General features: G+C 35.6%; 21 protein-coding genes and 1 tRNA gene. 11 read left to right on the top strand and 11 right to left on the bottom strand.

Annotation, left to right across the window (positions count from 1 at the left end; all coding sequences use genetic code 11):
* The first annotated feature begins 746 nt into the window (after positions 1-746).
* The 6 genes from A3SG_RS0100840 to A3SG_RS0100810 all read left to right on the top strand — a co-directional run bounded on the left by A3SG_RS0100840 (position 747) and on the right by A3SG_RS0100810 (position 5,728).
* Positions 747-1,088, top strand: a complete 342-nt coding sequence (locus A3SG_RS0100840) for a DUF3024 domain-containing protein (RefSeq protein ID WP_016988113.1) — start codon at positions 747-749, stop codon at positions 1,086-1,088.
* Between the two features lie 71 nt (positions 1,089-1,159).
* A complete protein-coding gene (locus tag A3SG_RS0100835; RefSeq protein WP_016988112.1) occupies positions 1,160-1,609 on the top strand; it encodes a cupin domain-containing protein in 450 nt (149 codons plus the stop codon).
* Positions 1,610-2,421: 812 nt separating this feature from the next.
* Positions 2,422-3,573 (top strand): hypothetical protein, encoded by a 1,152-nt coding sequence (locus A3SG_RS0100830; RefSeq protein WP_016988111.1) that lies wholly within the window; start codon positions 2,422-2,424, stop codon positions 3,571-3,573.
* A gap of 46 nt (positions 3,574-3,619) precedes the next feature.
* Complete coding sequence (locus A3SG_RS0100825) at positions 3,620-3,934, top strand: HPF/RaiA family ribosome-associated protein (protein WP_016988110.1); 315 nt, start codon at positions 3,620-3,622, stop codon at positions 3,932-3,934.
* A 561-nt stretch (positions 3,935-4,495) separates the two neighbouring features.
* On the top strand, positions 4,496-5,047 hold the full coding sequence (locus tag A3SG_RS0100815; RefSeq protein WP_016988106.1) for a ferritin: 552 nt from the start codon (positions 4,496-4,498) through the stop codon (positions 5,045-5,047).
* A gap of 12 nt (positions 5,048-5,059) precedes the next feature.
* Positions 5,060-5,728 (top strand): FAD-binding oxidoreductase, encoded by a 669-nt coding sequence (locus tag A3SG_RS0100810; RefSeq protein WP_016988105.1) that lies wholly within the window; start codon positions 5,060-5,062, stop codon positions 5,726-5,728.
* A gap of 1,174 nt (positions 5,729-6,902) precedes the next feature.
* Here the strand turns inward: A3SG_RS0100810 and A3SG_RS22065 are convergent.
* Positions 6,903-8,804: a CHRD domain-containing protein gene (locus A3SG_RS22065; RefSeq protein ID WP_016988103.1), complete on the bottom strand. Its 1,902-nt coding sequence runs from the start codon at positions 8,802-8,804 to the stop codon at positions 6,903-6,905.
* A gap of 968 nt (positions 8,805-9,772) precedes the next feature.
* On the opposite strand from A3SG_RS22065, the gene A3SG_RS22060 reads away from it, so the two are divergent.
* From A3SG_RS22060 to A3SG_RS0100775, 5 genes are all read left to right on the top strand, one after another.
* Positions 9,773-10,159, top strand: coding sequence for a DUF6122 family protein (locus A3SG_RS22060; RefSeq protein WP_016988102.1), 387 nt, complete (start codon positions 9,773-9,775; stop codon positions 10,157-10,159).
* Positions 10,160-10,607: 448 nt separating this feature from the next.
* A complete protein-coding gene (locus A3SG_RS0100790; protein WP_016988101.1) occupies positions 10,608-10,943 on the top strand; it encodes an NIPSNAP family protein in 336 nt (111 codons plus the stop codon).
* Positions 10,944-11,003: 60 nt separating this feature from the next.
* A complete protein-coding gene (locus tag A3SG_RS0100785) occupies positions 11,004-11,792 on the top strand; it encodes an alpha/beta fold hydrolase (protein WP_016988100.1) in 789 nt (262 codons plus the stop codon).
* A gap of 199 nt (positions 11,793-11,991) precedes the next feature.
* Positions 11,992-13,434, top strand: coding sequence for a flavin-containing monooxygenase (locus A3SG_RS0100780; protein WP_016988099.1), 1,443 nt, complete (start codon positions 11,992-11,994; stop codon positions 13,432-13,434).
* A gap of 794 nt (positions 13,435-14,228) precedes the next feature.
* Complete coding sequence (locus A3SG_RS0100775; RefSeq protein WP_029596530.1) at positions 14,229-15,398, top strand: MFS transporter; 1,170 nt, start codon at positions 14,229-14,231, stop codon at positions 15,396-15,398.
* A 167-nt stretch (positions 15,399-15,565) separates the two neighbouring features.
* Here A3SG_RS0100775 and A3SG_RS0100770 read toward each other — a convergent pair.
* The 10 genes from A3SG_RS0100770 to A3SG_RS0100730 all read right to left on the bottom strand — a co-directional run bounded on the left by A3SG_RS0100770 (position 15,566) and on the right by A3SG_RS0100730 (position 25,560).
* Positions 15,566-15,637, bottom strand: a tRNA-Glu gene (locus tag A3SG_RS0100770).
* Between the two features lie 493 nt (positions 15,638-16,130).
* Positions 16,131-16,565: a hypothetical protein gene (locus A3SG_RS0100765; protein ID WP_016988097.1), complete on the bottom strand. Its 435-nt coding sequence runs from the start codon at positions 16,563-16,565 to the stop codon at positions 16,131-16,133.
* Between the two features lie 257 nt (positions 16,566-16,822).
* Positions 16,823-19,276, bottom strand: a complete 2,454-nt coding sequence (locus A3SG_RS0100760) for a multicopper oxidase domain-containing protein (RefSeq protein WP_016988096.1) — start codon at positions 19,274-19,276, stop codon at positions 16,823-16,825.
* Between the two features lie 71 nt (positions 19,277-19,347).
* A complete protein-coding gene (locus A3SG_RS0100755) occupies positions 19,348-19,734 on the bottom strand; it encodes a DUF302 domain-containing protein (protein WP_016988095.1) in 387 nt (128 codons plus the stop codon).
* 23 nt (positions 19,735-19,757) lie between these two features.
* Positions 19,758-19,895 carry a hypothetical protein gene (locus A3SG_RS21475; protein ID WP_157485249.1) on the bottom strand — a complete coding sequence of 46 codons (138 nt, stop codon included), beginning with the start codon at positions 19,893-19,895 and terminating at the stop codon, positions 19,758-19,760.
* 46 nt (positions 19,896-19,941) lie between these two features.
* On the bottom strand, positions 19,942-20,502 hold the full coding sequence (locus A3SG_RS0100750) for a hypothetical protein (protein ID WP_016988094.1): 561 nt from the start codon (positions 20,500-20,502) through the stop codon (positions 19,942-19,944).
* Between the two features lie 51 nt (positions 20,503-20,553).
* Entirely contained in the window at positions 20,554-23,043 is a 2,490-nt protein-coding gene (locus A3SG_RS0100745; protein WP_016988093.1) for a heavy metal translocating P-type ATPase, read from the bottom strand.
* Positions 23,044-23,129: 86 nt separating this feature from the next.
* Positions 23,130-23,648, bottom strand: a complete 519-nt coding sequence (locus A3SG_RS0100740) for a helix-turn-helix domain-containing protein (protein WP_016988092.1) — start codon at positions 23,646-23,648, stop codon at positions 23,130-23,132.
* A 46-nt stretch (positions 23,649-23,694) separates the two neighbouring features.
* The gene (locus A3SG_RS0100735) at positions 23,695-24,174 is read right to left on the bottom strand and encodes a DUF305 domain-containing protein (protein WP_016988091.1); all 480 of its coding nucleotides are present in this window, start codon (positions 24,172-24,174) and stop codon (positions 23,695-23,697) included.
* A gap of 171 nt (positions 24,175-24,345) precedes the next feature.
* The gene (locus A3SG_RS0100730) at positions 24,346-25,560 is read right to left on the bottom strand and encodes an efflux RND transporter periplasmic adaptor subunit (protein WP_016988090.1); all 1,215 of its coding nucleotides are present in this window, start codon (positions 25,558-25,560) and stop codon (positions 24,346-24,348) included.

Raw genomic sequence — 25,560 nt, 5'->3', positions numbered from 1 at the left:
TTGAGATGGTAACCAGAAGTAAAAATGACAAGTTTATGAAATAGCGTGTAAATTAAATAATGGGTATTCATCAGTAAGATCTGTGAAATCTGCGGTTAAATTGACAATCAAACTTGAGAGGCATGATGAGATTCTTCCTTTGTCAGAATGACAAGTTTATGGAATAGCGTGTAAATTAAATAATTCGGACTACCCATTAAATCTGTAAAATTTGCGGTTAAATTGACAATCAAACTTGAGAGACCTGATGAGATTCTTCCTTTGTCAGAATGACAAGTTTATGGAATAGCATGTAAATTAAAAAATGGGTACTACCCATTAAATCTGTAAAATCTGTAGCTAAATTGACAATCAAACTCGAGTCACTAGATGAGATTCTTCCTTCGTCAGAATGACAAGTTTATGGAATAGCGTGTAAATTAGACAATGAGTACGCATTAATACGATCTGCGAAATCTGCGGTTAATTTGACAATCAAACTTGAGGCAAATAATGAGATCCTTCCTTTGTCAGAATGACAAGTTTATGGAATAGCGTGTAAATTAAATAATGGGGACTCATCAATAAAATATGTGAAACCCGATAGCGCGGATTTGCAATCCGTGCCCACAATAATAAGACATAAAAAGTGAGGCCAATGTTATGCAGCATCGGAGATGGCGCCCGTTCCTCGCAATGACCATACGTAGTTAACATTGCATTTTTAAAGGCTGGAGCGACGCAAACTGATAAAACTCTAAATAAGTATGAAATACGAAATAGCTAGTATCGAGATAGAAGAAATAGAAAATTATTTATCTTACATTCGTCCTGGCGAAGAAAGTAGGGCTCAACTTGATATTGGGTATCGAATTGAAAAGCAAAGCGTCATTATTTTTGAAGTTAGACCGGATTGGATCGATCCTAAAAAGAAAGTTGAAAACAATGTTGCTAAAGCCACATTTGTAAAGAAGAATAACCACTGGAAAGTCTACTGGCAACGTGCAGATTTAAAATGGCATTCCTACACGCCTAAACCAATCCTAGAAAACTTGTTGGATTTTATTCGACTCATTGAGAAAGATGAATACGGTTGCTTTTGGGGATAGTTCTATTACGTAAATAGTGCAGTATTTACAAACTACGTTCTCTTCTGTTTGGATTTGGCTTCATTTTTTTTGTGGAATCACTTAACAGTTTTGTCCTAAAAAAAGAAACTATTACATTTACACTAGAGCTACAAATAAATAAAAACACAAAAGAAATGGAAATAGAAACGGTGAATCTAAAAGATAAGTTTGACTCCTTTACTGATTATTGGAGTCCTAAAATAGTTGCTGAATTAAATGAACAACTTGTAAAAGTTGCGAAATTCAAAGATGAATTTATCATGCATCAGCATGAGAATGAAGACGAAATGTTCCTCGTGATTGAAGGAAAATTACTGATAGAATTAGAGCATAAAACCATAGAGGTAAATGCTGGAGAATTTGTAGTTGTACCTAAAAAAACCAACCATAGGCCAATTGCTGTTGGGGAAGTAAAAGTTATTCTTTTTGAGCCCAATACAACTGTGAATACGGGGAACACTGAAAACGAATTTACAGTTCGAAACCTCGATAAAATCTAATAAAAGACAATTTCACTCCTTATTACAATGTACTTACACACCTAACCGCACGAATTAAAACACAATAGTAATGCAGTCTTATTCTTTTTTAACGAGACAATATGCACATAACAAAAGGGCATATAAGTGAATCACATATCATACAGATAATGCCACTTCTTCGATCCGATATCTAGAGGAACGCCTAATGACTTTATATATCAGCTGCACAGATTCTCCCGACTTCACACTTTAAAAAAATTATCTTCTAAACTACAAACACCATTACGTCTATAGATGTAATGGCGTTTTTTTGTTGACTCTATTTTGTATTTTGCAACCCTATTCGACCTTAAAAAAACAAATTAAAATAAATAAATACAACTTCACCACGGTAATATTTATTATGCCATTTGTACAAATAGTGCATAGAAAACCTGAAAAAAATTATTTTAAGATAATGTTAACTACTTTAAATCAATATTTTAGCAATTACCGTTAGAAGAATCGTTATATTTGATTAAAGCAAAAAAATACGATTGATTAGATTTATCTGCTCTCAGTCATGAAGCGTGACTTCTATTAACAAGACGTATTTACAATTTGTAACTGAAGGTTAAAAGACAGCCTTCCTCCGTTTTAGTAACCTGATACTAAATAGGCAATCCGATTGTTAAGAAACAGATAGCAACTATAATCTAGTCAGCTTGTTTATTTTTCCTTCTTACCTCAAAGAAAGAAAAAGAATTAATTTCAGGAATATAAAACGAAGCATATGACAAGTCATTAGAATAATATAAATAATTATTTAATCACTAATAAATCAAATCTATATGAATCTACTTACTAAAGACATGATGCCAGAATTATTAAGCGTCAATGAAGGAACCTGCATATCACTCTACATGCCTACGCACAGGACCCACCCGGACAATCTCCAAGATCCGATTCTATTTAAAAACCTGTTAAAAAAACTGAAACACTCCCTGCTTCAAAAACATTCCGAGTCAGAGGCTACAACACTGTTAGAGCCATTTGTGGAAATTGAAAGTGATAAAGAGTTTTGGAGACATACATCAGACGGATTGGCTGTGCTTAGCACATTTGACATGTTCAAAACCATAAGTTTACCAGTATTCATAGAAGAACTAACCGTAGTTGCGAGTAGCTTTCATACAAAACCACTGCGCAGATATTTGCAGTCAGTGGAGCGGTACAACGTGTTACTTTTAAGCCTACATGATTATCAAATTTACGAAGGAAACAGACATTCGCTCACAGAACTGAAGCTTCCTCCAGATACTCCAGAAAATATAAATGAAGCATTAGGTTCTAATCTAACCGATAAGCATACCACCGTTGCATCTTATGGTGGTGTAGGAAGTCAGACCGGCGACATGCATCACGGTCACGGTGGAAAATCACCTGAAGAAGATATAGATACCGAAAAGTTTTTTCGCTTCGTCGCAAAAACGATTAACGATAACTATTCCAGTTCATCCGGTTTACCACTTATACTAGCTGCATTGCCAGAGCACCAGAATCTTTTTCATAAGGTAAGTGACATTCTTTCATTACTTCCTAGCGGCATCGACGTGAATCCAAAGTCGCTAAAAATAGATGAACTAGTGGCACATGCCTGGAAAGTTATGGAGCCTCATTATCATGCCAGTATCGACAAAATTTGTGATGAATACCATCAAGCAAAATCAAAGGGGACAGGCAGTGATAGTTTGAGTGAAGTAGCTGCAGCAGCAGCAGCCGGCAGGGTAGATACCTTGTTAATCGAAGCCGCACGTCAAATTCCAGGTAAAATAACGAATGCTACAGGTACTATTGAAAAAGGGGAGTTAAATAATCCCGAAATGGATGACTTATTAGATGACTTGGGAGAATTGGTAACAAAAATGGGGGGTAAAGTAATGATTATTCCGCATGAAAAAATGCCAACAAAAACAGGAGCTGCCTGTCTGTTTCGTTATTAAAAATCAAGTAAATAATGATAATTCTAACTACTAAAAATCAGTACAAATGAAAATCTTACTAAATACCGATAATAATATATTGGGTACCGAAGAAATGAGAGAACCCTTAACGGCTACCATTTCGGATGCTTTCGACAGGTACAGTGAACATATAACAAGAGTCGAAGTGAAATTCAGCGACGAAAATAGCGATAGAGATAGTGAAAATGATAAAAGATGTGTGCTCGAAGCGCGACTGAAAGGGATGCAGCCTTTAGTCGTTACAAGCCATGCAAATACCGTTGAAACCGCGGTAGCTGAAGCCATCGACAAAATGAAGGCGACTCTTAACACGGTACTAGGGCGCTTACGCGATTATTAAAATCAGTGAGGAAACGCATCAGTAAAATGTTTCTGTTACAAGCGATAACAAGAGCACCGTATCTCTAAAAAAAACCAACAAGTACTAATTTATAGACATTGCCGTTGATTTTCAACAAAAAAATGAATGATTAAACTAATTTTTTGTTTTTTAGGGTAACTCAAAGGAGCGATAAAAAGTAGAAAACACCATGACAAACTCTTTTATTTTTTTTAAAACAGGAGCAGGAGCACAAATGAAAGGTTGAAAAAAACTAGATCATTCATCAGATTTGTTCTCTTCACTTATGTTTTTTACTGAGACAGATATATACTGTAATACTAACTTTGGAAATACTGAAGCTAGTTTTATTTATAAATGGAAACAAAAAAGTGGGTTATACCAAATATCTGCCAAAAACCTTTGAAATAGCTGAAAACTAGCATAAGTTATTATCTTTTTTAAATTAAGTACCAAGTACGATTCCCAATCGCTATAAACTAGAAAGCAATAGTAAAACTTAAAAGATTATAATAATTGACTGTACTATATTTTATCAATCATTCTACTAAACTACATCATATGAAAACCAATAGACTTTCAGAAAAGCTTTCAGCAGCATTAAACGAGCAAATGACAAAAGAAGCACATGCTTCTCAAATCTACTTATCATATGCCGCCTGGGCTGATAACAATGGATTTAGTGGTATCGCAAATTTTCTTTTTCGCCATGCAGCAGAGGAACGCAACCACATGATGAAAATACTGGAATACATTTTAAACAGAGGCGCAAAAGCTAAAGTGATCGCTATTCCTGCGCCTGCAAACGATCCCATAAGTGTAAACAATTGTTTTGAAAAAGTATTTAAACATGAAATCGACAATACAAATTCCATTTATAAAGTGGTGAAAATGGCACTCGTTGAAGAAGATTGGGCTACTTGGAATTTCTTACAATGGTTTGTGAAAGAACAAATAGAAGAAGAAAATCTTGCCAACTATTTAATGGATAAGATTACTCTTGCGGGCGGAGAAAATGCAAAAGGTGATGCGCTTTATCAACTGGATAAAGATTTAGAAAAAACTTCTGGTGAAGTAAAATTGGCTCAGGACGCAACCACTACTAATCCTTAAAAAACAAAAATCATGGAAGATCACATTGTAAAAATAATATCAGTTGAGCCAGTAACGCATGATGTAATTCGATTTAAAGTTGAAAAGCCAGAGGGATATATATTTGTCTCGGGACAGGCAACCGACATGTCCATTAACACTCCTGAACTTAAGAAAGAGAAAAGACCCTTTACATTTACAAGTTTAAATGATGATAAACATCTAGAATTCGTAATTAAAATTTATGATAGTCACAACGGAGTTACAAAAGAATTAGGGAAATTAAAGCAAGGTGATGAACTTATCATCGGTGATGTTTGGGGTGCGATTGAATATAAAGGCGAAGGAGTATTTATTGCGGGTGGTGCAGGTGTTACCCCGTTTATTGCAATTCTTAGGCAACTACAAGCTGAAAACAAAATCGCAAATAACAAACTAATTTTTACCAATAAAACCGAAAAAGATATAATTCTTAAAAAAGAATTTAAAGAAATGCTGGGTAAAAATTTCATCACTACACTCACTGATGAAAAAAAAGAAGGATACGAAAACAATAGGATTGATTATACTTTTCTAAAGGAAAAAATAGACAACTTTAAACAACACTTTTATGTTTGTGGACCGCCAGAATTGGTAACAGCAATTTCAGAAGCACTAACCCAATTAGGAGCAAAAACCGATGCTGTAATTTTTGAAAAATAGTTTGGTCAACCCAATTTGTAAGTACCACTAAAAACGACGCATCGCAACCATAAATCCGATACTCAAGATGTACAACCATTTTTAGATAGGTTTCGTTTTTAATGAGATGGTATGCCCGTAACAAAACACAAAAAAACAATCGCTTTTCATGTAGCAGCTGTGATTGCTGTGTTCTAATAGCTATCGATTCGACATTGCTTTGTAGTCGACATTGCGAATTTGCAATCTCTACCAATTGTGTACTTTTGAAAAACAGCCATAATCCCTAAATAAATGTTATTTTAGCTTACAATTTTTAATCACAATTAGGATTTTACGAAGCAATACAATTAATCATTCAAACTAAATAAATTGAAACCTCTTTAAATTGTTTTCTTTTAATCTTCTTGGTTTTTAGTCTGATATCATGTAGTTGCACTTTAGACGCTCAATCAAATTAAGCAGCTTAAAACCAAGTTTTCTACACTAAGAATAAAAAGAGTTTTAGCAATACCTACTCTAAAACTTATCCCATATTCAGATAATTTCGTCTGAGAAAACTTCATAGTCACATCTCTTAGCGTAGCTGCCGTTTTAAGACCGTTACAGCCTTCAAATCAAGGTAAAATTAAAATTACGAGTTATGCGGTATCAAAATAGTAGTGCTATCAGAGCGCAACAGCATTTTTTAAGCAAAATAATCACATCGAGCAATCCTAGTTCCAGTTGGTATATCACCTAAAAAAAATTTCTTTTCTAAGCATTTGTGCGATTTATTGCATACCTAAGATGACAAAATGTTTAAACATTTATCATTTAAATCATGTATAAACACAACGATAAAACACGTAGATAAAAATCTAAACAAGCTACTTTTTGGATAGATAGAACTAATATCATTGACTATTGACTTTATGATAGGAATGTCAAACGGAATGAACGTAGGAGACGAAACTCCTCTCAAAAAACAACACCGCACAGAACAACAAGATAAAAAGCATTGATTTAAAGATTTACGAATAGCTGGTGAAACACACAAGTATTTTTATTTTTCTAATGATGGAATATACTCCTAATCAAAATCGGTCAATGAGGTTCAGTGTTACCAGACTTCATTACTCATTTTTCATCAATTAAAAATGGGGAGATGTAAAAACACCTCCCCATTTTAAGAATTAAATAGTAAATAGTATCACTAGTTTATAATAGTAATCGTTCCAAACATAGAAGCATGAAATTGACAGTTATAATACAGCGTGTTTGGTGCATTCATAGGAACAGTAAAAGTTATAGTTCCTGATACAGCTCCATTGTTTGTAACTCCAGAAGCGTATGTATTGGCAATTCCAGTACCTTGAACAGTATTTATAAAGAAAGGGTGTCCTGCAGCAGACATATTAAAAGTATACGTACCTCCCCTTTTGAACGTAAGGTTTGGATTGCTAGAATTTGTAAATCCTTCTCCGTTAAAAGTATACGATGTCGTTCCATTAGCAGTCACATTGTATGTTTTTGCTTCTGGAACTCCTGCGTTTGAGCCAATATTTCCTTGAGCAACGATGGTAGACAAACCAGCGCCATCATTTAAATGCACATTAATATAAGCGTTACGCGCTAAAAACTGCGTGTAAGTAATTGGAGTACCTCCAACTAATGCTGATACTTGCGTTTTACTAATCCCAGTGGTTCCATCTACAGGACTCAAACCTGCAATGATGTTACCTGACGTAGCAACATTATTCTCATGGATGTGTGCAGGATGGCTTCCTCCTAAAGGAGTACCAGAAAGCTTGATTGTTACTAATGTCGTTTGATTAATTCGTTCAGCGAATTCAACAGTACCACTTATACCTGCAACGTCTTTTTGGGCTAAAACATAGCTTATTTTTTTCCCAGTTAATTCATTTTGTCCAATGTCTCCTTGAGCTACTAAGACATTTAATTCAGTAGCGCTCTTGTGAAAGTTAATGTATCCATTGTAAGTAAGCACTTGATCGTATCCAAAAGCAGTACCGTCATTCAATTTAGATACATTCGTTTTACTCAAACCAGTGTCTCCATTTACTGGGTTAAAAGTAAATGCGATTCCTCCTCCTTGAGCTGCACTGTTGATGTGAATATGACCTGGATGAGATCCACCAGCTGGGGTGTTTTTAAGCTGTACCACCGCCAATGCTTGTCCATTTACTCGTTTGTAGAACGTAGCTGTACCGTCGATTGTAGGTATAGCTACACTTCCTAATTGATATACTTTTGACATACCAGTTAACTCGTTTTGACCTATGTCTCCCTGAGCTACTAGGACGTTTAATTCAGTCGCGCTTTTGTGAAAATTAACATAGCCATTATAGGCCACAACCTGATCGTACCCAAAAGCGGTACCGTTGTCAAGTTTAGATACATTGGTTGCACTCATACCTGTATCCCCATTCACTGGCTTAAAAGTAAAAGCGATTCCTCCTCCTTCAACAGCCGTATTCATGTGAATGTGTCCAGGATGCGATCCACCAGCTGGAGTATTTTTCAACCTTACTATTGCTAAGGCTTCTCCATTCACTCGCTTATAAAAAGTGGCAGTACCATCTATCCCAGCGACAGCAACACTTCCTAATGTATATACTTTCGATACATCGGTAAGGTCGTTTTGACCAATATCACCTTGAGCAACAAGAGTAGCTAATTTATCAGCGCTCAAGTGCACATTAATGTACCCATCAAAATCAAGTAGCGCCTGATATGTGATGGCGGTACCATTATCGAGCGCTTTAAATGTGGTCGTACTTTTTCCAGTCGCTCCGTCAACTGGCTTTAATGTTAGAGCTATATCTCCACCATCAGCAGCATTATTTAAGTGTACGTGTGCCGGATGCAATCCTCCTTGAGTAGTGTTTTTTAATTCTAACTCAATACTTAATGTGGCGTCACTGTTTTCAATGAACTTTGCCGTTCCGGAAACTCCTGCAGTACCAACTGTGCCTAAGTCATAGACTTTAGAATTGACAACCGTTACTGCTGGGCCATCGTCGTTGCTACAACTACTAAAGAGGAAGGGAATCACCAGTACAAGGGAGAGTAAACTTTTTCTTAAATGTTTCATTTGTTTAGGTTTTTTAGATTAATCTTAAACGAAAATAAACAAAATAGCAATAACATCCTATTTTATAGTATGGAACAGAGAAAATAAGTCTTAAAAGCGAATATTGGGCGTCTAATTACTACAACTTATTGAAAAAAGACTTTTACGATTAACAAAATGTTATAATTACACCAAATTAGTTGCAGTTACATCCGGCGTTTCGTTAAAATAGTAAAATGACAAACTGTATTTATTTGTTTTTTTGCGCTTACTGGAATTGTATTTATAATTTCAATTATTGCCTTATAATTTTTACAATCGAAAGTAACAATCAAGCTGTCGAACTACAGGTAGAAAACAGTAGACGCACGTCAAACAAGCTTTCAGAATTAATTAGCATGCTAAGTGGTACAAGGTACTGCAAAGCAGATGATCCTCAAAAACCTGCAAAAAATAATAAAGTAGGGTAACGGTCGTATAAAATGGTCCAACCAAACTCATAAAACGCTATTATTTTTAGTAAAAACAAAATAGCTAAATTTAAACAATGGTAAACTAGTCAGTATTTGAAGATGCGCAAGGCAAAGCCAACCGACTTTACCTTTTTAAACAGCTATGTCATCAATTACAAACATGAATCGCTCAAGAAGTTGACTGCTTACTTGTTCTATCTTTCATTGCGTTTTGTGTTATGTAATAGCGTTATAATCGATAACTATAAACAAATATCCACAACGTCGCTTATTCAGAATTTACTGCAGCTTCTTTCGGCAATAGAGAGGATGGTAAACCTACTACAATAATTTTCTTTCGATTAATAATAACATAAAACAAATATAGCAATTCGTTTAATTATTACATTTGGGAAAACGAAAGAAGGAAACTAATTGTCAGACCTATTAATTCATTCCTGCTATCAGTACAGATTGATTTCCCTTATCAGACAAATAATCAAATTGTATGCAACCTAAAAAAATACTGAGAAATAGATGCAAATATTTACACACTACTTTTTACACTTTGGCTTTCCCTTTTTTATTGCATTTATCTTTTATAGAAAAGATTGGAAAAAAGTATATCTAATTCTCCTAGCGACTATGGTAGTTGATTTAGATCATTTATTTGTCAATCCAATTTTCCAAACAAATAGATGTAGCATTAATTTCCACTTTTTACATACGTATTATGCTATGTTGGTTTATATTGTTTTACTTTTTTTTCGCAAACCTTTTAGGATAATAGGAATTGGATTGCTCTTTCATATGTTGACTGATTTTATTGATTGCTTATTTATGTATTCTCGTTGCGAAAAATGTTTTGCAGGTTCACCTGCAATTGAACTCTTAAAAGCAACGTCAAGATTAATTGGAATCTGACGATATAAATCAAAGCTAAAGCCTACTGAATTTGGTCCTTTAAAAAATCACCTCATCAACTACAAACACCATTACGTCTGAAGATTTAATGGTGTTTTTTGTTGATTGTATTTTGTAGCGGTATTTAAATTTAGAGCACTAACCAAAAAAAAAGACCCCCATACTGTCGCTTTAGAAATGTACAGCCGCATTTTTAAAAAAAAGCAGATGACAAAGCGATCAAACTCCCTTTCTAGTTACTGATAATAACAGAAAATCAATACATTAAATCTTTTTGTAAGATTAATTGCTATATTTGATAAGGCGAAAAAGATTCTATTGGCTAGACTACGCTACTCTTGTCGGTACGGATTGACCTCGCTTTATCAGACCGATACATAAGTTAGCGGTCATTGTATACGGACGTCCAAAAAAATGCCAACTTTCAAATACTTGACAAATTAAAATTATGACAACTTGTTTTTTAAAATATATAATTGACCCCGCTAAAGTAGCAGATTTTGAACATTATGCGAAACTTTGGATCGACTTAGTTAATGAAATGGGTGGGCTACATCACGGATATTTGTTACCTCACGAGGGAGCAAATAATGTAGGATATGCTTCTTTTTCTTTTCCTTCGTTAGCAGATTATGAAATTTATCGAAACGAAATTCAAAACACGCCAAAATGTCTTGAAGCATTAAGGTATGCCAACGACACCAAATGTATCATCAGTTACGAACGAAGTTTTCTAAAACCGGTGTTCGAAGGATTTACTGACAAGGCAAAATTATTTTACTAACGAATATTTTTTGCGAAAGTTATTACAACCGCTAAAACCAAACCATAAAGAAAAAAGCAAATGCCAAAATTCATTACTAATACTATTTCTATAAACTATAGCATATATGGAACTGGAATTCCTGTAATACTGCTACACGGAGCAATTGTTGATTTCAACTATAACTATATTCAAACGGGTTGGATTAAAAGCTTATCGAAAAATGGTTTTCAAGTAATTGGAATCGATTTTCGTGGTTATGGTGAAAGTGATAAAAGTAGTGATCCCAATTTTTACGGAACAACAAACTTCGCAAATGACGTTATTAATCTAATTGACCATTTAAATTTGGAAAATGTTGGATTAATCGGGTACTCAATGGGTACGGTGATAGCTCTTGATCTATTAAGCAACCACCCTGAATATTTTTCAAAATCCGTCTTAATAGCTACTGGTGACGGACTCATTGGAAATCCTCCATTTATATTTGAAACCCTTTTGCCTGGTCTTGCAGATTTACTTTCACATGAAACTTTCCCAATTCATTTACCCAATCATATTTCTGCGTATTGGAATTTATTTAAACAAATTGGATTGGAAAAAGAAGCTATGATTGCTTTTAGTCTTGCAAAATATAGGCCTCTTACTCCCGAAAAAGCTGCTGAAATTTATACTCCAACTCTTATCATAAGCGGTGAAAAGGATTTAGTCCTTGGAACAGGACAAAAAGTTGCTCAAACTTTACCCAATGGACTATATTTAGAAATTAAAGAAGCAACTCATTTTACATTAGCCACAGACAGGGAAACACATCGGTCAACTATTAAATTTCTCACTGAGGACTCAAAACAAAGTAAATGGAAAACATGATGAAGTCTACAGATTTAACACTGTTTTTTTATTGATTGTTTTTCGTACTTTACAACGCATTTACACGTTTAGCAACAACCAAAAAAAGGATAACTAAAACATCGCTGCTTCAGGGACGTTTAGCGCCGTCTTTAAAAAAAGTGGAGGAAAATCTATCGCACTCCCGATAGCTATTTAAGACTAAGACAATACCATAAATATGAATCATACCGATATCATCATCATAGGGGCCGGCTTGTCCGGTATAGGCGCTGCCTGCCATTTGGTACGTAAAAATCCAGATAAAAGCTATGTTATTTTAGAAGCTAGAACGGAAGTTGGAGGCACCTGGAGTTTGTTTAAATATCCGGGTATTCGTTCCGATTCTGATATGTACACTTTTGGCTATTCCTTCAAGACCTGGGATGAGCAAAAGTCTTTTGCAGAGGGACCTTCTATCCTGAAATATATAAATGAAGCCGCTGACGAGTACAAGGTACGGGATCATATCATCTACGAACAACGTGCCCTTTCTTTTGACTTCGATACAAAAGATAAATTATGGACGATAACCACCCTGAATACTACAACAGCCGAAGAAGCGGTTTATACCTGCCAATTCATATTTAGCTGTAGCGGCTATTATAATTATAGTAAAGGCTACACCCCTGCATTTAAGGATCAATCTAGTTTTGAAGGAGAAATAATCCATCCTCAAAAGTGGCCTGAAAATTTAGATGTTGCCAATAAAAAAATCGTTGTGATTGGCAGCGGCGCCACTGCTGTCACTATAGTTCCTGAGCTTGCCGTGGAGGCCGCACAGGTTACCATGTTGCAACGATCGCCAACCTACATTGCAGCTTTGCCCAATAAAGATAAGAATGCAGCTCGACTAAAACGTATATTTCCAAAAAAAATAGCCTATCGACTGATCCGTTATAAAAATATTTTCTACACCATTATCTTTTTTAATCTCTGTAAGTTCTATCCTGAAAAAATGAAAAACTTCATCCTGGAAGGCGCTAAAAGAAGTCTGGGTGACTTTCCTGTCGACCCTCATTTTATTCCAAACTACAATCCATGGGAGCAACGTTTTTGCATCGCCCCCAACGGAGATTTTTATAGAGCCATTAGGAAAGGGAAAGCATCAGTAGTTACGGATCATATTGATCGTTTTTTAACCAATGGGATTTTATTAAAATCGGGCGAGACATTGGAGGCAGATATTATCATCACGGCAACAGGGCTTGACTTGGTGGCATTTGGAGGCGTAAAAATTCTACTGGATTCACAACCCTTTGATGTATCCAAATCTTTTGTCTACAAGGGCCTCATGTTGAGCGACCTTCCCAACTTCTTTCTTTTTGTTGGCTATACCAATGCGTCATGGACGTTGAAAAGTGACCTTACAAGCGAATATATTTCTCGGGTTCTGAATTATTTAGACAAACATAATTATAAAGCGGTACAGGCAAAAGTAATAGAGAAAAATTTAAAACCATCTCCACTACTCAATCTAAACTCTGGATACATTACCAGATCAGCCAATACCCTTCCCAGTCAAGGAAATAAAGCCCCGTGGCGCATCTACCAAAATTATATTCTGGATTATAAAATGCTTCGTCTGGATCCTGTTAAAAACAGACGACTTCGCTTTTTTTAAAATAAAGGCTGTCAAAGTCAGCCCCACTTTGCAAAGTCAGTAGACTTTATACTTTTAAAAGCTATTTTACTGACTATGAACATTACTAAGTCTCCTTACTTTAAAAAGGTTTTATTGCTGATTCTTATTTGTAACAGCATGTAAGTCTTACACGTCGAACTTCAAAAAGGCGAGCAACTTAACTATTATTTTGTACGGCAAGAGTAATAACGAATGTGAAATATGAATCAAAAAAAGTACTTTTAAAAACATAAAACTATAACAGACAGGCACTTAAACTTGAAAAAGATAGAACTTATAGAAATGCTTTTACGCAATAAAAAAGCTTCCGTTTTTAAAATAAGTAAAAGTCATTTTAAAACGATTTAAAAAACATAATAATCACCACCAAATCAAAAGAAAATCAAAAAGAGAATCGGATATAAAAAGCTTCCCCTTTCTACTTATTTACGAAATAGAAAAAGCAAAATAATAATTTATAACGTATTTAATACAGGGCAACAAATCAAGTAAAAATAACACTAGCAATAAAAAAACTTAAAGAATAGTAAATAGCATCATTAAGGACGCTGACTTTAAACTATTTTATTGTTGCGTTACTTTAAAAAAATTTGAATCTAAAACTTTAAATAGCATTGACTAAAGGTGGATCTGTTCTGTTTATACTATCTGTTTCGCCCTAATTTCATTAGTTTTGCTCATTCTTTGCAAATCAGCGATATCAAGAAAACCTTCGAATATCATATAAAACTAATAAAAACAGTATCCTTAATTACCAAAAAGCAATAATCTAAATGAACCGACTAAAAACGATCCTACCTATAATTGTTATTGCTCAGTTTTGTTGTACCTCTCTTTGGTTTGCAAGTAATGCCGTGATGATCGACTTAGTTATCATTTTTGGTCTTACCGAAACTGCGAGTGGTAATCTAACCTCCGCCGTACAATTTGGTTTTATTTTAGGCACCTTAGTCTTTGCAGTATTAGCAATAGCAGATCGCTTTTCTCCTTCCAAAGTATTTCTAATAAGTGCACTGCTTGGAGCGCTATGCAATGCAGGCCTGATCTGGGAAGGCAACAGTTTAACCACGATGCTTTGCATCCGGTTTCTAACTGGTTTTTTTCTCGCTGGAATCTATCCTGTGGGAATGAAAATAGCAGCTGATTATTTTAATAAAGGGCTTGGCAAGTCGCTTGGATTTTTAGTAGGCGCTTTAGTATTAGGCACTGCTTTTCCGCATTTATTAAAAGGGCTAACAGATGCGTTCCCATGGAAGTCAGTTTTACTCACCACTTCTTCCCTTGCTATTCTGGGCGGTTTAATGATGGCTCTATTAGTTCCTGATGGCCCCTATCGAAAACAAAGTCAAGGCATTAACCTGTCTGCTTTCTTTGGTATATTTAGAAATCAAAACTTACGTTCTGCAGCTTTTGGATATTTTGGGCACATGTGGGAGTTATATGCTTTTTGGGCGTTTACACCGCTAATGCTTCAAACTTATAGTGATTTACATCCAGAAACAACCTTTAATATTCCTATCTTGTCTTTCCTCATTATTGGTATTGGTGGACTTGCTTGTGTACTGAGCGGCTACCTCTCACAAACCTACGGTGCAAAACGAATTGCATTTCTATCCTTATTACTGTCATGTGGGTGCTGTCTTATTTTCCCTTTTCTATTTGCTGTTCAATCCGAAATGCTATTTCTTGCTTTCTTACTTTTTTGGGGAATGGTTGTTGTTGCTGATTCTCCGCTTTTGTCTACATTAGTCGCTCAGAATGCACCTGCCGAAATAAAAGGAACCGCACTTACGATTGTTAATAGTATTGGCTTTGCAATTACAATAATCAGTATTCAATTAATCAGTGGACTGAAGACAGTAACAGATACAAACACTATTTATATTTGTTTAGCCTTTGGCCCTATTTTAGGTTTATTGGCGTTAAGCAGAAAGATTAAGTAGATCAATTTACTGGGATTTAAAAACACTTTTGTCATCAAAAAAAAGCCTCGAAAAGTTTAATTTTCGAGGTTTACTTTATGTTCCTAAGATGTGAATTAAAAATAACTTACAAAATCAAATAGCGAAGTTAACTTTCATAAAATCTGCATTGCAATCTGCGAATATTGTAGCCCGTAGCGGAATCGAACCGCTCTTACATGGATGAAAACCATGCGTCCTAACCGATAGACGAACGGGCCCTCCTTTATATCTGGTACAAAAATAGAACTATTTTTATGATGTACAAAACCAAATCCTAAAACCGGTGATAATAAATTATAGTTTTTTTAGTAACAAATTGCAATTGATTCAAAATTAGAACTTAAGAAAAAAAAGCAAAATAAAAATTTGATTTTAACACAACTTTTGATTTCGATAACACGCTTTTTTTTAGAAAAAACAACTTATAAGCACCTTTACTACTATAAATTTAAGCAGAAATCTAATCACTATCGAGATCGGTTTTCACATCTAACTTTAGCTTCATCTCCTTTTTTTGCGAAATTTTTTACTCACAACAGCGAGACGAAAAATAAGAACAGGGTAACTACTAGATTGTTTGACATTTGTTAACTGTTATAATCCCAATTATATACTAAACCTTCGAACTATTCGAACTAATAAATAACTATCCTTAGTATAACCGCAACGATGCAAAAATTTGTGCCTTTAAATTATTACAAAAGTATCTTACTATTTAGTGGTATTATGCATCATTCCCTTTTCATTGTTGCCCATCATTTTCATACTTGCTTGCATACAATCCTCACTCATGATACCTCGTTGTTGCATCATTTGAATCATTGCTGCCATAGTTATGCTATCGTCTATCATTCCATCCATCATGGATCGCATCATTTCTGCATTAATCATGGTTCCATTCATGGAGTTTTTGTTCATCAAGCTGTCGTTCATCATCATTTGCATTTCACTTCCACCCATCATCATTTCATGCCCATGTATCTTAATGATAAACTCTGTCATATATTTTTGATTATTAGCAATACTATCAAAAATTTCAGCCCTTGATTTTGGATTTTCAAGAATTGCTCTTGTATCTGTTTTTTGGTTGCAACTATTTAATATTAATATGCTTAGAATCGAAACGAAAAATAGTACTGCTTTCATATTATTTGAATTTAAATTAAAGATTATTACTACTAGTTAATTGACTTGAGAAACAAAAAAAGTTATCGCTTCTTCGACTTTCTCTTATACCCCAAGTTATCACTGATTTTTTGATACACCTCGTTATTGTGGACTTCTATTCCCATTAACTAGATCTGATTAAATCACTTCTAAAAATGCTATTTACGCCTTTTCATGAGCTAAAAACCTATTCTTGTTCTAACTCAAAAGTACGAAAATAATTTTGTAAATCAATCTTAAAATCTGATGGACAGTCCTCCACCAGCACCGTACCGATTGTCGTAGCTACCCGTTAATGAAATGTTTCTTGATAAGAAGTATGCTGCACCTGCGCTCCAAACGGTTTCAGAACTAAAGTTTTTATTGATTGGTAAGTTGTTTACTAAACCCAAATCTATTTGGTACTCATAATAACCGAAAATTGAAAATTTAGGGAATACCATTATACTCCTGCCTAATGAAATGCGCGGTCGAAGTTCATTATCTATTCTCGCATCAAGTGCAAATAAATAGGGCGTTAAATAGCGAACCCCAACAACCGCAGTAGTTTTAAAGTTATCCAAACTCTTTCGGGTTTCATTTTCTATATTTACTCCTGCAAAAACACGTAAATAATCATGTAAATATCTTTCGTAGCTAACTTCGCCCTCCAAATTTTTGTTCCATCCATATTCCATGGACACGTTAAATTGATTTCTCAGGTTGGAAGCCGTTAATTGTAAAGCTGTAAAATGAGATGCTGCATCTACCATTCCCCAGGAATAATATCTATTAGTTTCAGCTACTAACTCAGAAACGGGAAACCCTTTCATACGTTGATCTCTAGGTGTGTCATAACTAAAAACTCTTGCCATACCACTCATCATGTGGTACAAAATATGACAGTGAAAAAACCAGTCTCCATATTCGCTTCCGTAGAATTCTATTGTCACATTTCCCATTGGAGGCACGTTTACGGTATGCTTTAACGGCGAGTATTCTCCGTTTTTATTGATAACCCTAAAGAAATGACCGTGCAAGTGCATCGGATGATGCATCATAGTCAAGTTATTTAATGTTATTCGTGTGACCTGCCCTCCTTCAATTTTTATCTTATCCGTTTCAGCCAGTGGAACACCATTCATACTCCAGATATAGCGTTGCATATTTCCCGTAAGGTTCAACAGGATTTCTTTTACTGGTGCATCAGCAGAATAGTTTGTCTTTACTGGCGACCTGAGGTAATCATAGTTGTATTCTGAAAACAGATTCATTCCCTCCATTTTCATTTCGCCTTCCATACTATTCTTTTTTGTGGAATCAGCCATTACAGCTTCTTTTTGCATACCGTCCATTTTCATCCCTTCCATCTTAGAATGATCCATTTCCATTACTCCCTTTGCAGAATCCTTGGACATTTGCTTTTGCTTCATGTTGTCCATTTTCATTCCCTTCATTGTAGAATCTTTGGGCATATCCATTTGCTTTTGCCTCATGTCGTCCATTCTCATCCCTTTCATCTTAGAATGGTCCATATCCATTCCTTTCATTTTAGAATCCTTAGACATATCCATTTGCATGCCATACTCTTCCTTAATTTTGAAGCGTTCGTCTTTTTTCGGACGGTACTTTAATGCATGGGCTCCCATTTTCATGTCCATCTTTGCCATCTTTTGCATCATGCCAATTTTATCAGGTCTTAGAACATCTTGGGCCGCTAGAATTTTGCCACTTCCTAGAAATGCCGAAGCCGTACCTGAGCCATCCTGTGCCGTAATTCTATACTCAATTTTACCCTCTTTAGGAATAGTCACAATAAAATCATACGTTTCTGCAATCCCAATAAATGTCTTATTTTTGACAATTGGTACTACGTCATGACCGTCTGCTGAGACGAGCACCGGATCTTCTCCCCCAAAAGTCATCCAGAAAGAAGTAGAAGCTCCGCCACCAATAACACGTACTCTCACCTTTTCTCCCGGTTTAAAATCGGGATATTCGATGGACTGCCTTCCATTAATCAAAAACGCAGGGTAATAGATATCGGCAATGTCAGCACCACCCATTCGCTGTTTCCAAAATTTTAATTGTGCTCCAAAGGCTCCTCTTGCTATAACTCTATTAAGCGGTGTTGATGTCCCTTTTCTTATTCCGTACCATTCGTTACCTCGTTTTAAATTGCGCAAAACATTCATCGGTTTTTCATTGGTCCAATCTGATAACATCAGCACCAATTCTTTGTCGTATACCAATGTTTCTTTTTTCGGATGAATAACAATAGACCCATACACACCACTTTGCTCTTGTAACATGGTATGAGAATGGTACCAATAAGTTCCCGATTGATTAATCGAGAATTCGTATTTGAGAGTTTGACCTGGCTTTATGGGCGGAGTGTTTAAATAAGGTACGCCATCGTAAAAATTTGGTAAAAGAAGTCCGTGCCAATGGATGGACGTTTCTTCTTTCATTTCATTTTTTACGTAAATAATAGCATATTCTCCCTCCGTAAATTCCAATACCGGACCTGGTATACTTTTATTTACCGTCATTCCTTTTACGGCTACCCCTGCTTTATTAACAATTTCCTCCCTAATGGTCAGTGTATATTCTTTCACCGGCAGATTATTGACGTTTCCTTCTACTGCCTGACCAAAAATAGATTGGGATACAATCAAAATTAACAATGCTGTATATTTAAAAGTCTTCATTTTATTGTTTTTAATTACTAATCTTAAGTGCAATTTGACTTGCTGAATAATGGTTGCCGCAGCAACCGGGGCTACAAAGTATTAATTACTTTTTGCAACCTGTCTCTGATCTCTGTTGCGATTTCCGTAAGTGCAACATTATCTACTGCTTGCATCGATGCTGCCGGATCAACTGCAGAAACTTCAACCTGACCTTTTACTTTCTCTTGAACAATTACGTTACAAGGCAGCATCGTTCCTATTTTATCTTCTGCCAATAGCGCTTTGTAAGCGAAAGGCGGATTGCAAGCACCTAAAATGGTATAATTGTAATAATCCACATCCAATTTCTTCTTTAATATTGCTTTTATGTCAATTTCTGTTAGTATTCCAAATCCTTCCACTTTAAGGGCTTCCGTAACTTTCTCGATTGCATTTTCGAAGCTGTCGTTGATTGTTTTATTGAAATAATATTCCATAGCTTTTTATTTTTTTTATTAAATTATTTTCTTCTTCTGTATCGGTGTGCTAGCGCTAATAGTATAAGTGCAAAAATCAATATGGAACCCCACCAAAACCAATGCATTCCCATGAATGAGAACCCATCCATATGCATTTCTTCCTGTCCTTTATTATTCATAACTGCATCATATTAGCGTTAAATAGAACCTCTGTATTTTATATTTTTATTTGGACTTTTTATCCATTCCCTTCATCTTACTCATGTCCATTTTTTCTGCCTTCATTTTCTCCATCATTTTCATCATTTCTGGATTATCCATCATTGATTTGCACATCTCGGCCATCATAATGTCATCATATTTAGCTTTTTCCATCATGCCTTTCATCATTTCTGGATTATCCTCCATCATTTTCATTATTTCCGGCATCATGCTTTTTACCATTTCCGGTTTATTCTTCATCATGTCTGCCATAATGCCTTTCATCATTTCTGGATTGCTCTTCATCATCTTCATCATTTCCGGCATCATGCTCTCCATCATCTCTGGATTCTCTTTCATCATCGTCATCATTTTAGCGTGATTTTCCTTCATCATCATCATTTTGCCGCTTTTATTGTTCATCAACACGCCCATCATCTCTTTTGCCATCATTTCGTCATTGGCGATAGTGTTCATGATTTCGGTTCTGTTATCTGATTTTGAGAGTACCTGATTCGTTGACTGACAAGAATACAATAGTCCAATTAATCCTGTTGCAAATGCAAATTTCTGTAGTGTTTTCATGGTATTTTACTTTATAGATTAAATTTTAAATTTAAGGTGGCCTTTAGTGCCTTATAACTTCAAGTTCCTTAATCGCAATGCATTTGCAATAACAGAAACCGAACTGAAGCTCATCGCTAACGCTGCTATCATTGGCGAAAGCAAAAGACCGAAAAAAGGATACAAAACCCCTGCTGCAATCGGGATTCCAAGTACATTATAAAAGAAAGCAAAAAATAAATTCTGATTGATATTTTTCATCACGGCATGACTCAATTCTTTGGCCTTGACGATCCCTTGCAAATCTCCTTTGACCAAAGTTATTTTGGCGCTTTCTATTGCTACATCGGTTCCAGTTCCCATAGCAATGCCAATGTCGGCTTGAGCCAATGCCGGAGCATCATTAATTCCGTCTCCTGCCATAGCAACAATTTTCCCTTGGTCTTGTAATCTTTTAATTTCCTTTAATTTATCTTCCGGCAGACAACCTGCTATAAACGAACTCAAATGCAATTCGTCAGCGACCGCTTTCGCGGTGTTTTCATTGTCACCCGTAAGCATAATCACTTCGATTCCCTGACTCATTAATTCCTTTATTGCAGCTACACTCGTACTTTTAATAGCATCCGTAATCGTTACATAACCTAAAACCTGATTGTCTACCGAAATATAAGATACTGTTTTTCCTAGTTTCTGCTCGGCTATTATTTTAGCTGTTAAATCATCCGAAGTTTTTGAATTGTTTTGCTCCATCAATTTTGTATTACCAAGTGCGATTTTTTTACCATTTACCGTTCCAACTACTCCTTTTCCAGTAATGGATTCAAAATATTTAGCTTCCAATAAAGTAACCTTTTTCGCTTTCGCAAAATTGACTACGGCTTGCGCCAAAGGATGCTCGCTATACTGATTCAACGAAGCGATTATTTGCAACAAGTCTTCCTCTTTATTTTCAGTCGAAAATACTTTTTCTACAGAAGGCTTTCCTTCGGTAATAGTACCTGTTTTATCAGTTATTAAAACATTTACCTTATTCATGTTTTCTAAGGCTTCCGCATTTTTTATCAAAACTCCAGATTGCGCTCCTTTACCCACTCCTACCATAACTGACATGGGGGTTGCTAATCCTAAAGCACAAGGACAAGCTATAATTAAAACAGCAATTGCATTTATAAATCCATAAACTATTGCTGGCTCGGGGCCAAATTGTGCCCAAATGAAAAAGGTGATTATTGAAACTGCCACCACTATTGGTACAAAATACTTCGCTATTCTATCAGCCAATTTTTGTATTGGTGCTCTGGAACGGCTGGCTGAATTTACCATTTGCACAATTTGCGAAAGCAAAGTTTCTGAACCAATTTTTTCAGCAACCATCACAAAAGATTTGTTCCCGTTAATTGTACCTGCAATAACTGCATCGTCTGCTTTTTTATCCAAAGGAATGGGTTCACCAGAAATCATTGATTCATCGATGGTGGTTGCTCCTTCGGTAATTTTTCCGTCAACAGGAATTTTTTCGCCTGGTTTCACGCGAAGTAAATCACCCTTTTTGATATCATGAACAGAAATGACTTTATCGCTTCCATCAATGACTAAGGTAGCCACTGTTGGTGCTAATTTTAATAATTCTTTTATGGCACCGCTAGTTCTGCTATGTGCTTTGGCTTCTAATAGCTGACCTAACAAAACTAAGGTTAGTATTACCGTCGTTGCTTCAAAGTACAGATGGACCGTACCGCCTTCCGTTTTGAATTCATTTGGAAAGTATTCCGGAAAAAATAAGCCAAATAGGCTAAATAGAAAAGCAACCCCCGCACCAATTCCAATTAGGGTAAACATATTTAAGTTCCAAGAAATAACCGACTTCCAGGCTCGCACAAAAAACATCCATGCAGCATAAAAAACTACTGGAAGTGAAAAGGCGAACTGCACCCAGTTCCAACGCGAGGTGTCCATTATTTTTAGTAGGGGATTATTGGGTATCATATCTGACATCGCAATGATAAAAATAGGCAGTGTAAAAATAATGGCTATTTTCATTTTACGTAATAAATCAAGATACGTCTTGTTATCTTCACTTTCGGTAGGCTCCATTGGTACTAAATCCATTCCGCAAATAGGACAGGAACCCGGCCCTTCTTGGACAATTTCAGGATGCATAGGGCAAGTATACTTTGTTTTTGGCGGAGTTAAATCTGGTGCTTGTACCAGGTCCATACCACAAACAGGACAATCACCTGCTTTATCATATACTTTATCTCCTTCGCAATGCATGGGACAGTAGTATTTTCCTGCAGCGTTCTTTGGAGGTGCTACTGCAACCTCCTCTGTTGGCAATAAAGAATCATTTGGATTAAAAACCTTTATCGAGTAATTACCAGCAGCTGAAAGCAGCTCCTGAAACTGCAAGGTCTGGATGGGCTTTCCCATCGAGATAGTAGCTATTGGTGGATCTAAAGTCACTACAGCCTGAACGCCTTCCATAGCATTCAAGGCTTTCTCTACTTTGCCACGACACCCATCACAGCTCATTCCAGTAACATTGTATTTAAATTTCATCTCTTTGCAGTTTTAAATTAACAGTACAAATATCCGAATGATTTTACTTTGTGTTGTTACACAATTGTGGGTAAACTTTGTAAGATTTATAATCCATCAATCTGTTTCCTCGTATTATCTTTTAATTGCTTGAATTGGGTTGGGGTATAACCCGTCGTTTTTTTGAATTGATTGCTTAAATGTGCGACGTTACTATAATTAAGCTGAATTGCAATTTCGCTCAGCGTCATCTCGTTATAAAGTAATAATTCCTTTACCCGCTCAATTTTCTGGACAATGAAGTAATGGGCAATTGTTGTTCCTTCGTTTTCTGAAAACAGCTTGCTTAGCGTACTGTAATCCTGCCCCAAATCGTCTGCTAAATAGCTTGATAGATTACTTTTTCGTTGTTCCGTTTTGTAATAAACCAAGTCAATGATTCTATTCTTTATTCTTTCAACAGTCTTGTTTCCCTTATCGTCTAACAGTTCAAAACCAAGCAAATTCAAGTTTTTTGATAGCATTTGGCTTTGGCTTTCGTCCAAATCAGTTGTAATTTCTACTTCCCCTAATTGTATCGAAATAATAGAAAACCCCATTTTTTTAAGTTCTGACTTGACGGCCATTTCACAGCGGCCACAAACCATGTTTTTTATATAAATTTTCACTTTATTATCTTTTGCTTTCGAGACGAATAATCATTTCATTCATTTGCTTAATTTCTCTTTCTTGAGCAGCAATTATATCTTCAGCTAATTTTTTAGCTTCTGGATCTTTAAAGTCGACATTGCTACTAGTCATAATAGCTGATGAGTGATGAGGAATCATAGCTTTCATATATTGTACATCTCCAACAAAGGTTTGTGTTCTTAATAGAAAAAGTGTTCCAAGAAATGTAGTAGCGGCAAAGACTATAATTACTAAATTAACTTTATTATTTGGATACATTTTCCACATCGATAGCAACATAATAATTGCCATTGCCGCAATCATTAAAGTAGTCATGTAAAAGCGAGTTAAACTATTGTATATATGACTGAATTCAGCAACATTTAAAAACATAACTAGATACATGATTATAAACGAAACAGCCATTATTAGGGCATATTTCACATAAGGGTTATTCTTTGACTGTATATTGTTATGCTCCATGATTTTATTTTTTAATTAAAATTCTTGATTGCTAGTCGATTTAAATGTTAGATAACGTGTTTCTCATACTAACTTTAATTAACAAAAATACTTTCAAAGTTCATAGAGCTAAGTTAATTAATTATTACCCATTAAACGACTAATAAACAGTATATTACGTATTCTTTATCCTTACATTTTCATCCCTGCCATAGGATCGCTTCCTTTACGGAATATATATTCACTGTTAATAGCATAGGCGCCGGTAATAACTACTTTTTTTGTACTGTCCACTTCTGATGTGATTTCGACCATTCCATTAGCTTCTACCCCGGTTTCAACCATCACATTCTCAAATAGACCATGACTTTTTTCGACCCATATGTACTTATGATTTTCTTCTCTAATGACGGCATCTATTGGAATAAACAATCCTTTTTTATTGGATTGGGTTAATTTTGCCACTGCCTGCATTCCTGGTTTTAACAACAAGTTCGAGTTAGCGATTTCCATGCGAATTAATAGCAACCTAGAATCTGGATTGATCTCCGGATTAATAAATGAAATAGTAGCTTGTATTTCTTTATCAGGGTAATCAGTGAAGGAAACTAAAGCCTTCTGTCCAATTTTTAATGATTTTGCATAGCTGACGTTTACTTGCGTTTCAAGCCAAAGCATGTTTAAAGCGACCAACTTAATTATTGCGGCACCTTCCATCACATAACTGCCTTCAGTAGCCGTTATCTCCGAAATATATCCGCTGTAGGTACTATAAAAAGTGGTATATGGTGAAATTTGAGCATTACTTTTAATGATTTCAATTTGCGCATTGGACAAACCATAAAACAATAACTTTTGTTTGGCCGCTTGCAGCATGCTTTTGGCATTGTTCCCAAAGTCACCAGGCATTGACAGTTGTTTATAGGCCGCAAAATAATCCTGTTTAGCAATGGCTAAATCCTCGCTGTACAACTGATAAATAGCTTGATTTTTTTCAACATAATCGCCTGTAGTTTTGAAATATAATTTCTCAATTCGCCCCATCGCTCTTGCTGAAATGGTTTTAACTTGTTCCTGATTAATTGTCAAAACACCCGTATAGTTTTCGTTTAGACTACTATTTGTTTCCTCTATATTTTGAGTGCTTATATTTCCCAGTTTTATTTGTTGATCGCTTAGGGCAATTTCATTAGAGGCCGAATTGTCTTTTTTCATCGGGGTCAAATCCATATGACAAATAGGACATTTCCCGGGCTTGTCTTCCTTTATCTGGGGATCCATGGAACAGGTGTAAAATATACTTTCTCCATCTTGATGCGCGCTATGATCTTCCTTATTTTTAGTATTACATCCCATTAAGACAACTAATGCCAGGATCAGGAAACTGAATTTTTTTATCTTTTGCAT

The organism is Flavobacterium sp. ACAM 123, from assembly GCF_000264055.1.
Taxonomy (GTDB): Bacteria; Bacteroidota; Bacteroidia; order Flavobacteriales; family Flavobacteriaceae; genus Flavobacterium.
The sequence above is the reverse complement of the archived record's forward strand: the minus strand, read 5'-3'. Positions and strand labels throughout refer to the sequence as shown.

Bases quoted from the DNA above. Each gene is read 5' to 3' on its own strand.
- A3SG_RS0100740 (WP_016988092.1), bottom strand. From the start codon at position 23,648: ATGGCCGTCAAGTCAGAACTTAAAAAAATGGGGTTTTCTATTATTTCG.
- A3SG_RS0100745 (WP_016988093.1), bottom strand. From the start codon at position 23,043: ATGAAATTTAAATACAATGTTACTGGAATGAGCTGTGATGGGTGTCGT.
- A3SG_RS21475 (WP_157485249.1), bottom strand. From the start codon at position 19,895: ATGAATAATAAAGGACAGGAAGAAATGCATATGGATGGGTTCTCATTC.
- A3SG_RS0100765 (WP_016988097.1), bottom strand. From the start codon at position 16,565: ATGAAAGCAGTACTATTTTTCGTTTCGATTCTAAGCATATTAATATTA.
- A3SG_RS0100730 (WP_016988090.1), bottom strand. From the start codon at position 25,560: ATGCAAAAGATAAAAAAATTCAGTTTCCTGATCCTGGCATTAGTTGTC.
- A3SG_RS0100790 (WP_016988101.1), top strand. From the start codon at position 10,608: ATGACAACTTGTTTTTTAAAATATATAATTGACCCCGCTAAAGTAGCA.
- A3SG_RS0100755 (WP_016988095.1), bottom strand. From the start codon at position 19,734: ATGGAATATTATTTCAATAAAACAATCAACGACAGCTTCGAAAATGCA.
- A3SG_RS0100815 (WP_016988106.1), top strand. From the start codon at position 4,496: ATGAAAACCAATAGACTTTCAGAAAAGCTTTCAGCAGCATTAAACGAG.
- A3SG_RS0100810 (WP_016988105.1), top strand. From the start codon at position 5,060: ATGGAAGATCACATTGTAAAAATAATATCAGTTGAGCCAGTAACGCAT.
- A3SG_RS22060 (WP_016988102.1), top strand. From the start codon at position 9,773: ATGCAAATATTTACACACTACTTTTTACACTTTGGCTTTCCCTTTTTT.
- A3SG_RS0100735 (WP_016988091.1), bottom strand. From the start codon at position 24,174: ATGGAGCATAACAATATACAGTCAAAGAATAACCCTTATGTGAAATAT.
- A3SG_RS0100840 (WP_016988113.1), top strand. From the start codon at position 747: ATGAAATACGAAATAGCTAGTATCGAGATAGAAGAAATAGAAAATTAT.
- A3SG_RS0100830 (WP_016988111.1), top strand. From the start codon at position 2,422: ATGAATCTACTTACTAAAGACATGATGCCAGAATTATTAAGCGTCAAT.
- A3SG_RS0100785 (WP_016988100.1), top strand. From the start codon at position 11,004: ATGCCAAAATTCATTACTAATACTATTTCTATAAACTATAGCATATAT.
- A3SG_RS0100750 (WP_016988094.1), bottom strand. From the start codon at position 20,502: ATGAAAACACTACAGAAATTTGCATTTGCAACAGGATTAATTGGACTA.
- A3SG_RS0100775 (WP_029596530.1), top strand. From the start codon at position 14,229: ATGAACCGACTAAAAACGATCCTACCTATAATTGTTATTGCTCAGTTT.
- A3SG_RS22065 (WP_016988103.1), bottom strand. From the start codon at position 8,804: ATGAAACATTTAAGAAAAAGTTTACTCTCCCTTGTACTGGTGATTCCC.
- A3SG_RS0100825 (WP_016988110.1), top strand. From the start codon at position 3,620: ATGAAAATCTTACTAAATACCGATAATAATATATTGGGTACCGAAGAA.
- A3SG_RS0100760 (WP_016988096.1), bottom strand. From the start codon at position 19,276: ATGAAGACTTTTAAATATACAGCATTGTTAATTTTGATTGTATCCCAA.
- A3SG_RS0100780 (WP_016988099.1), top strand. From the start codon at position 11,992: ATGAATCATACCGATATCATCATCATAGGGGCCGGCTTGTCCGGTATA.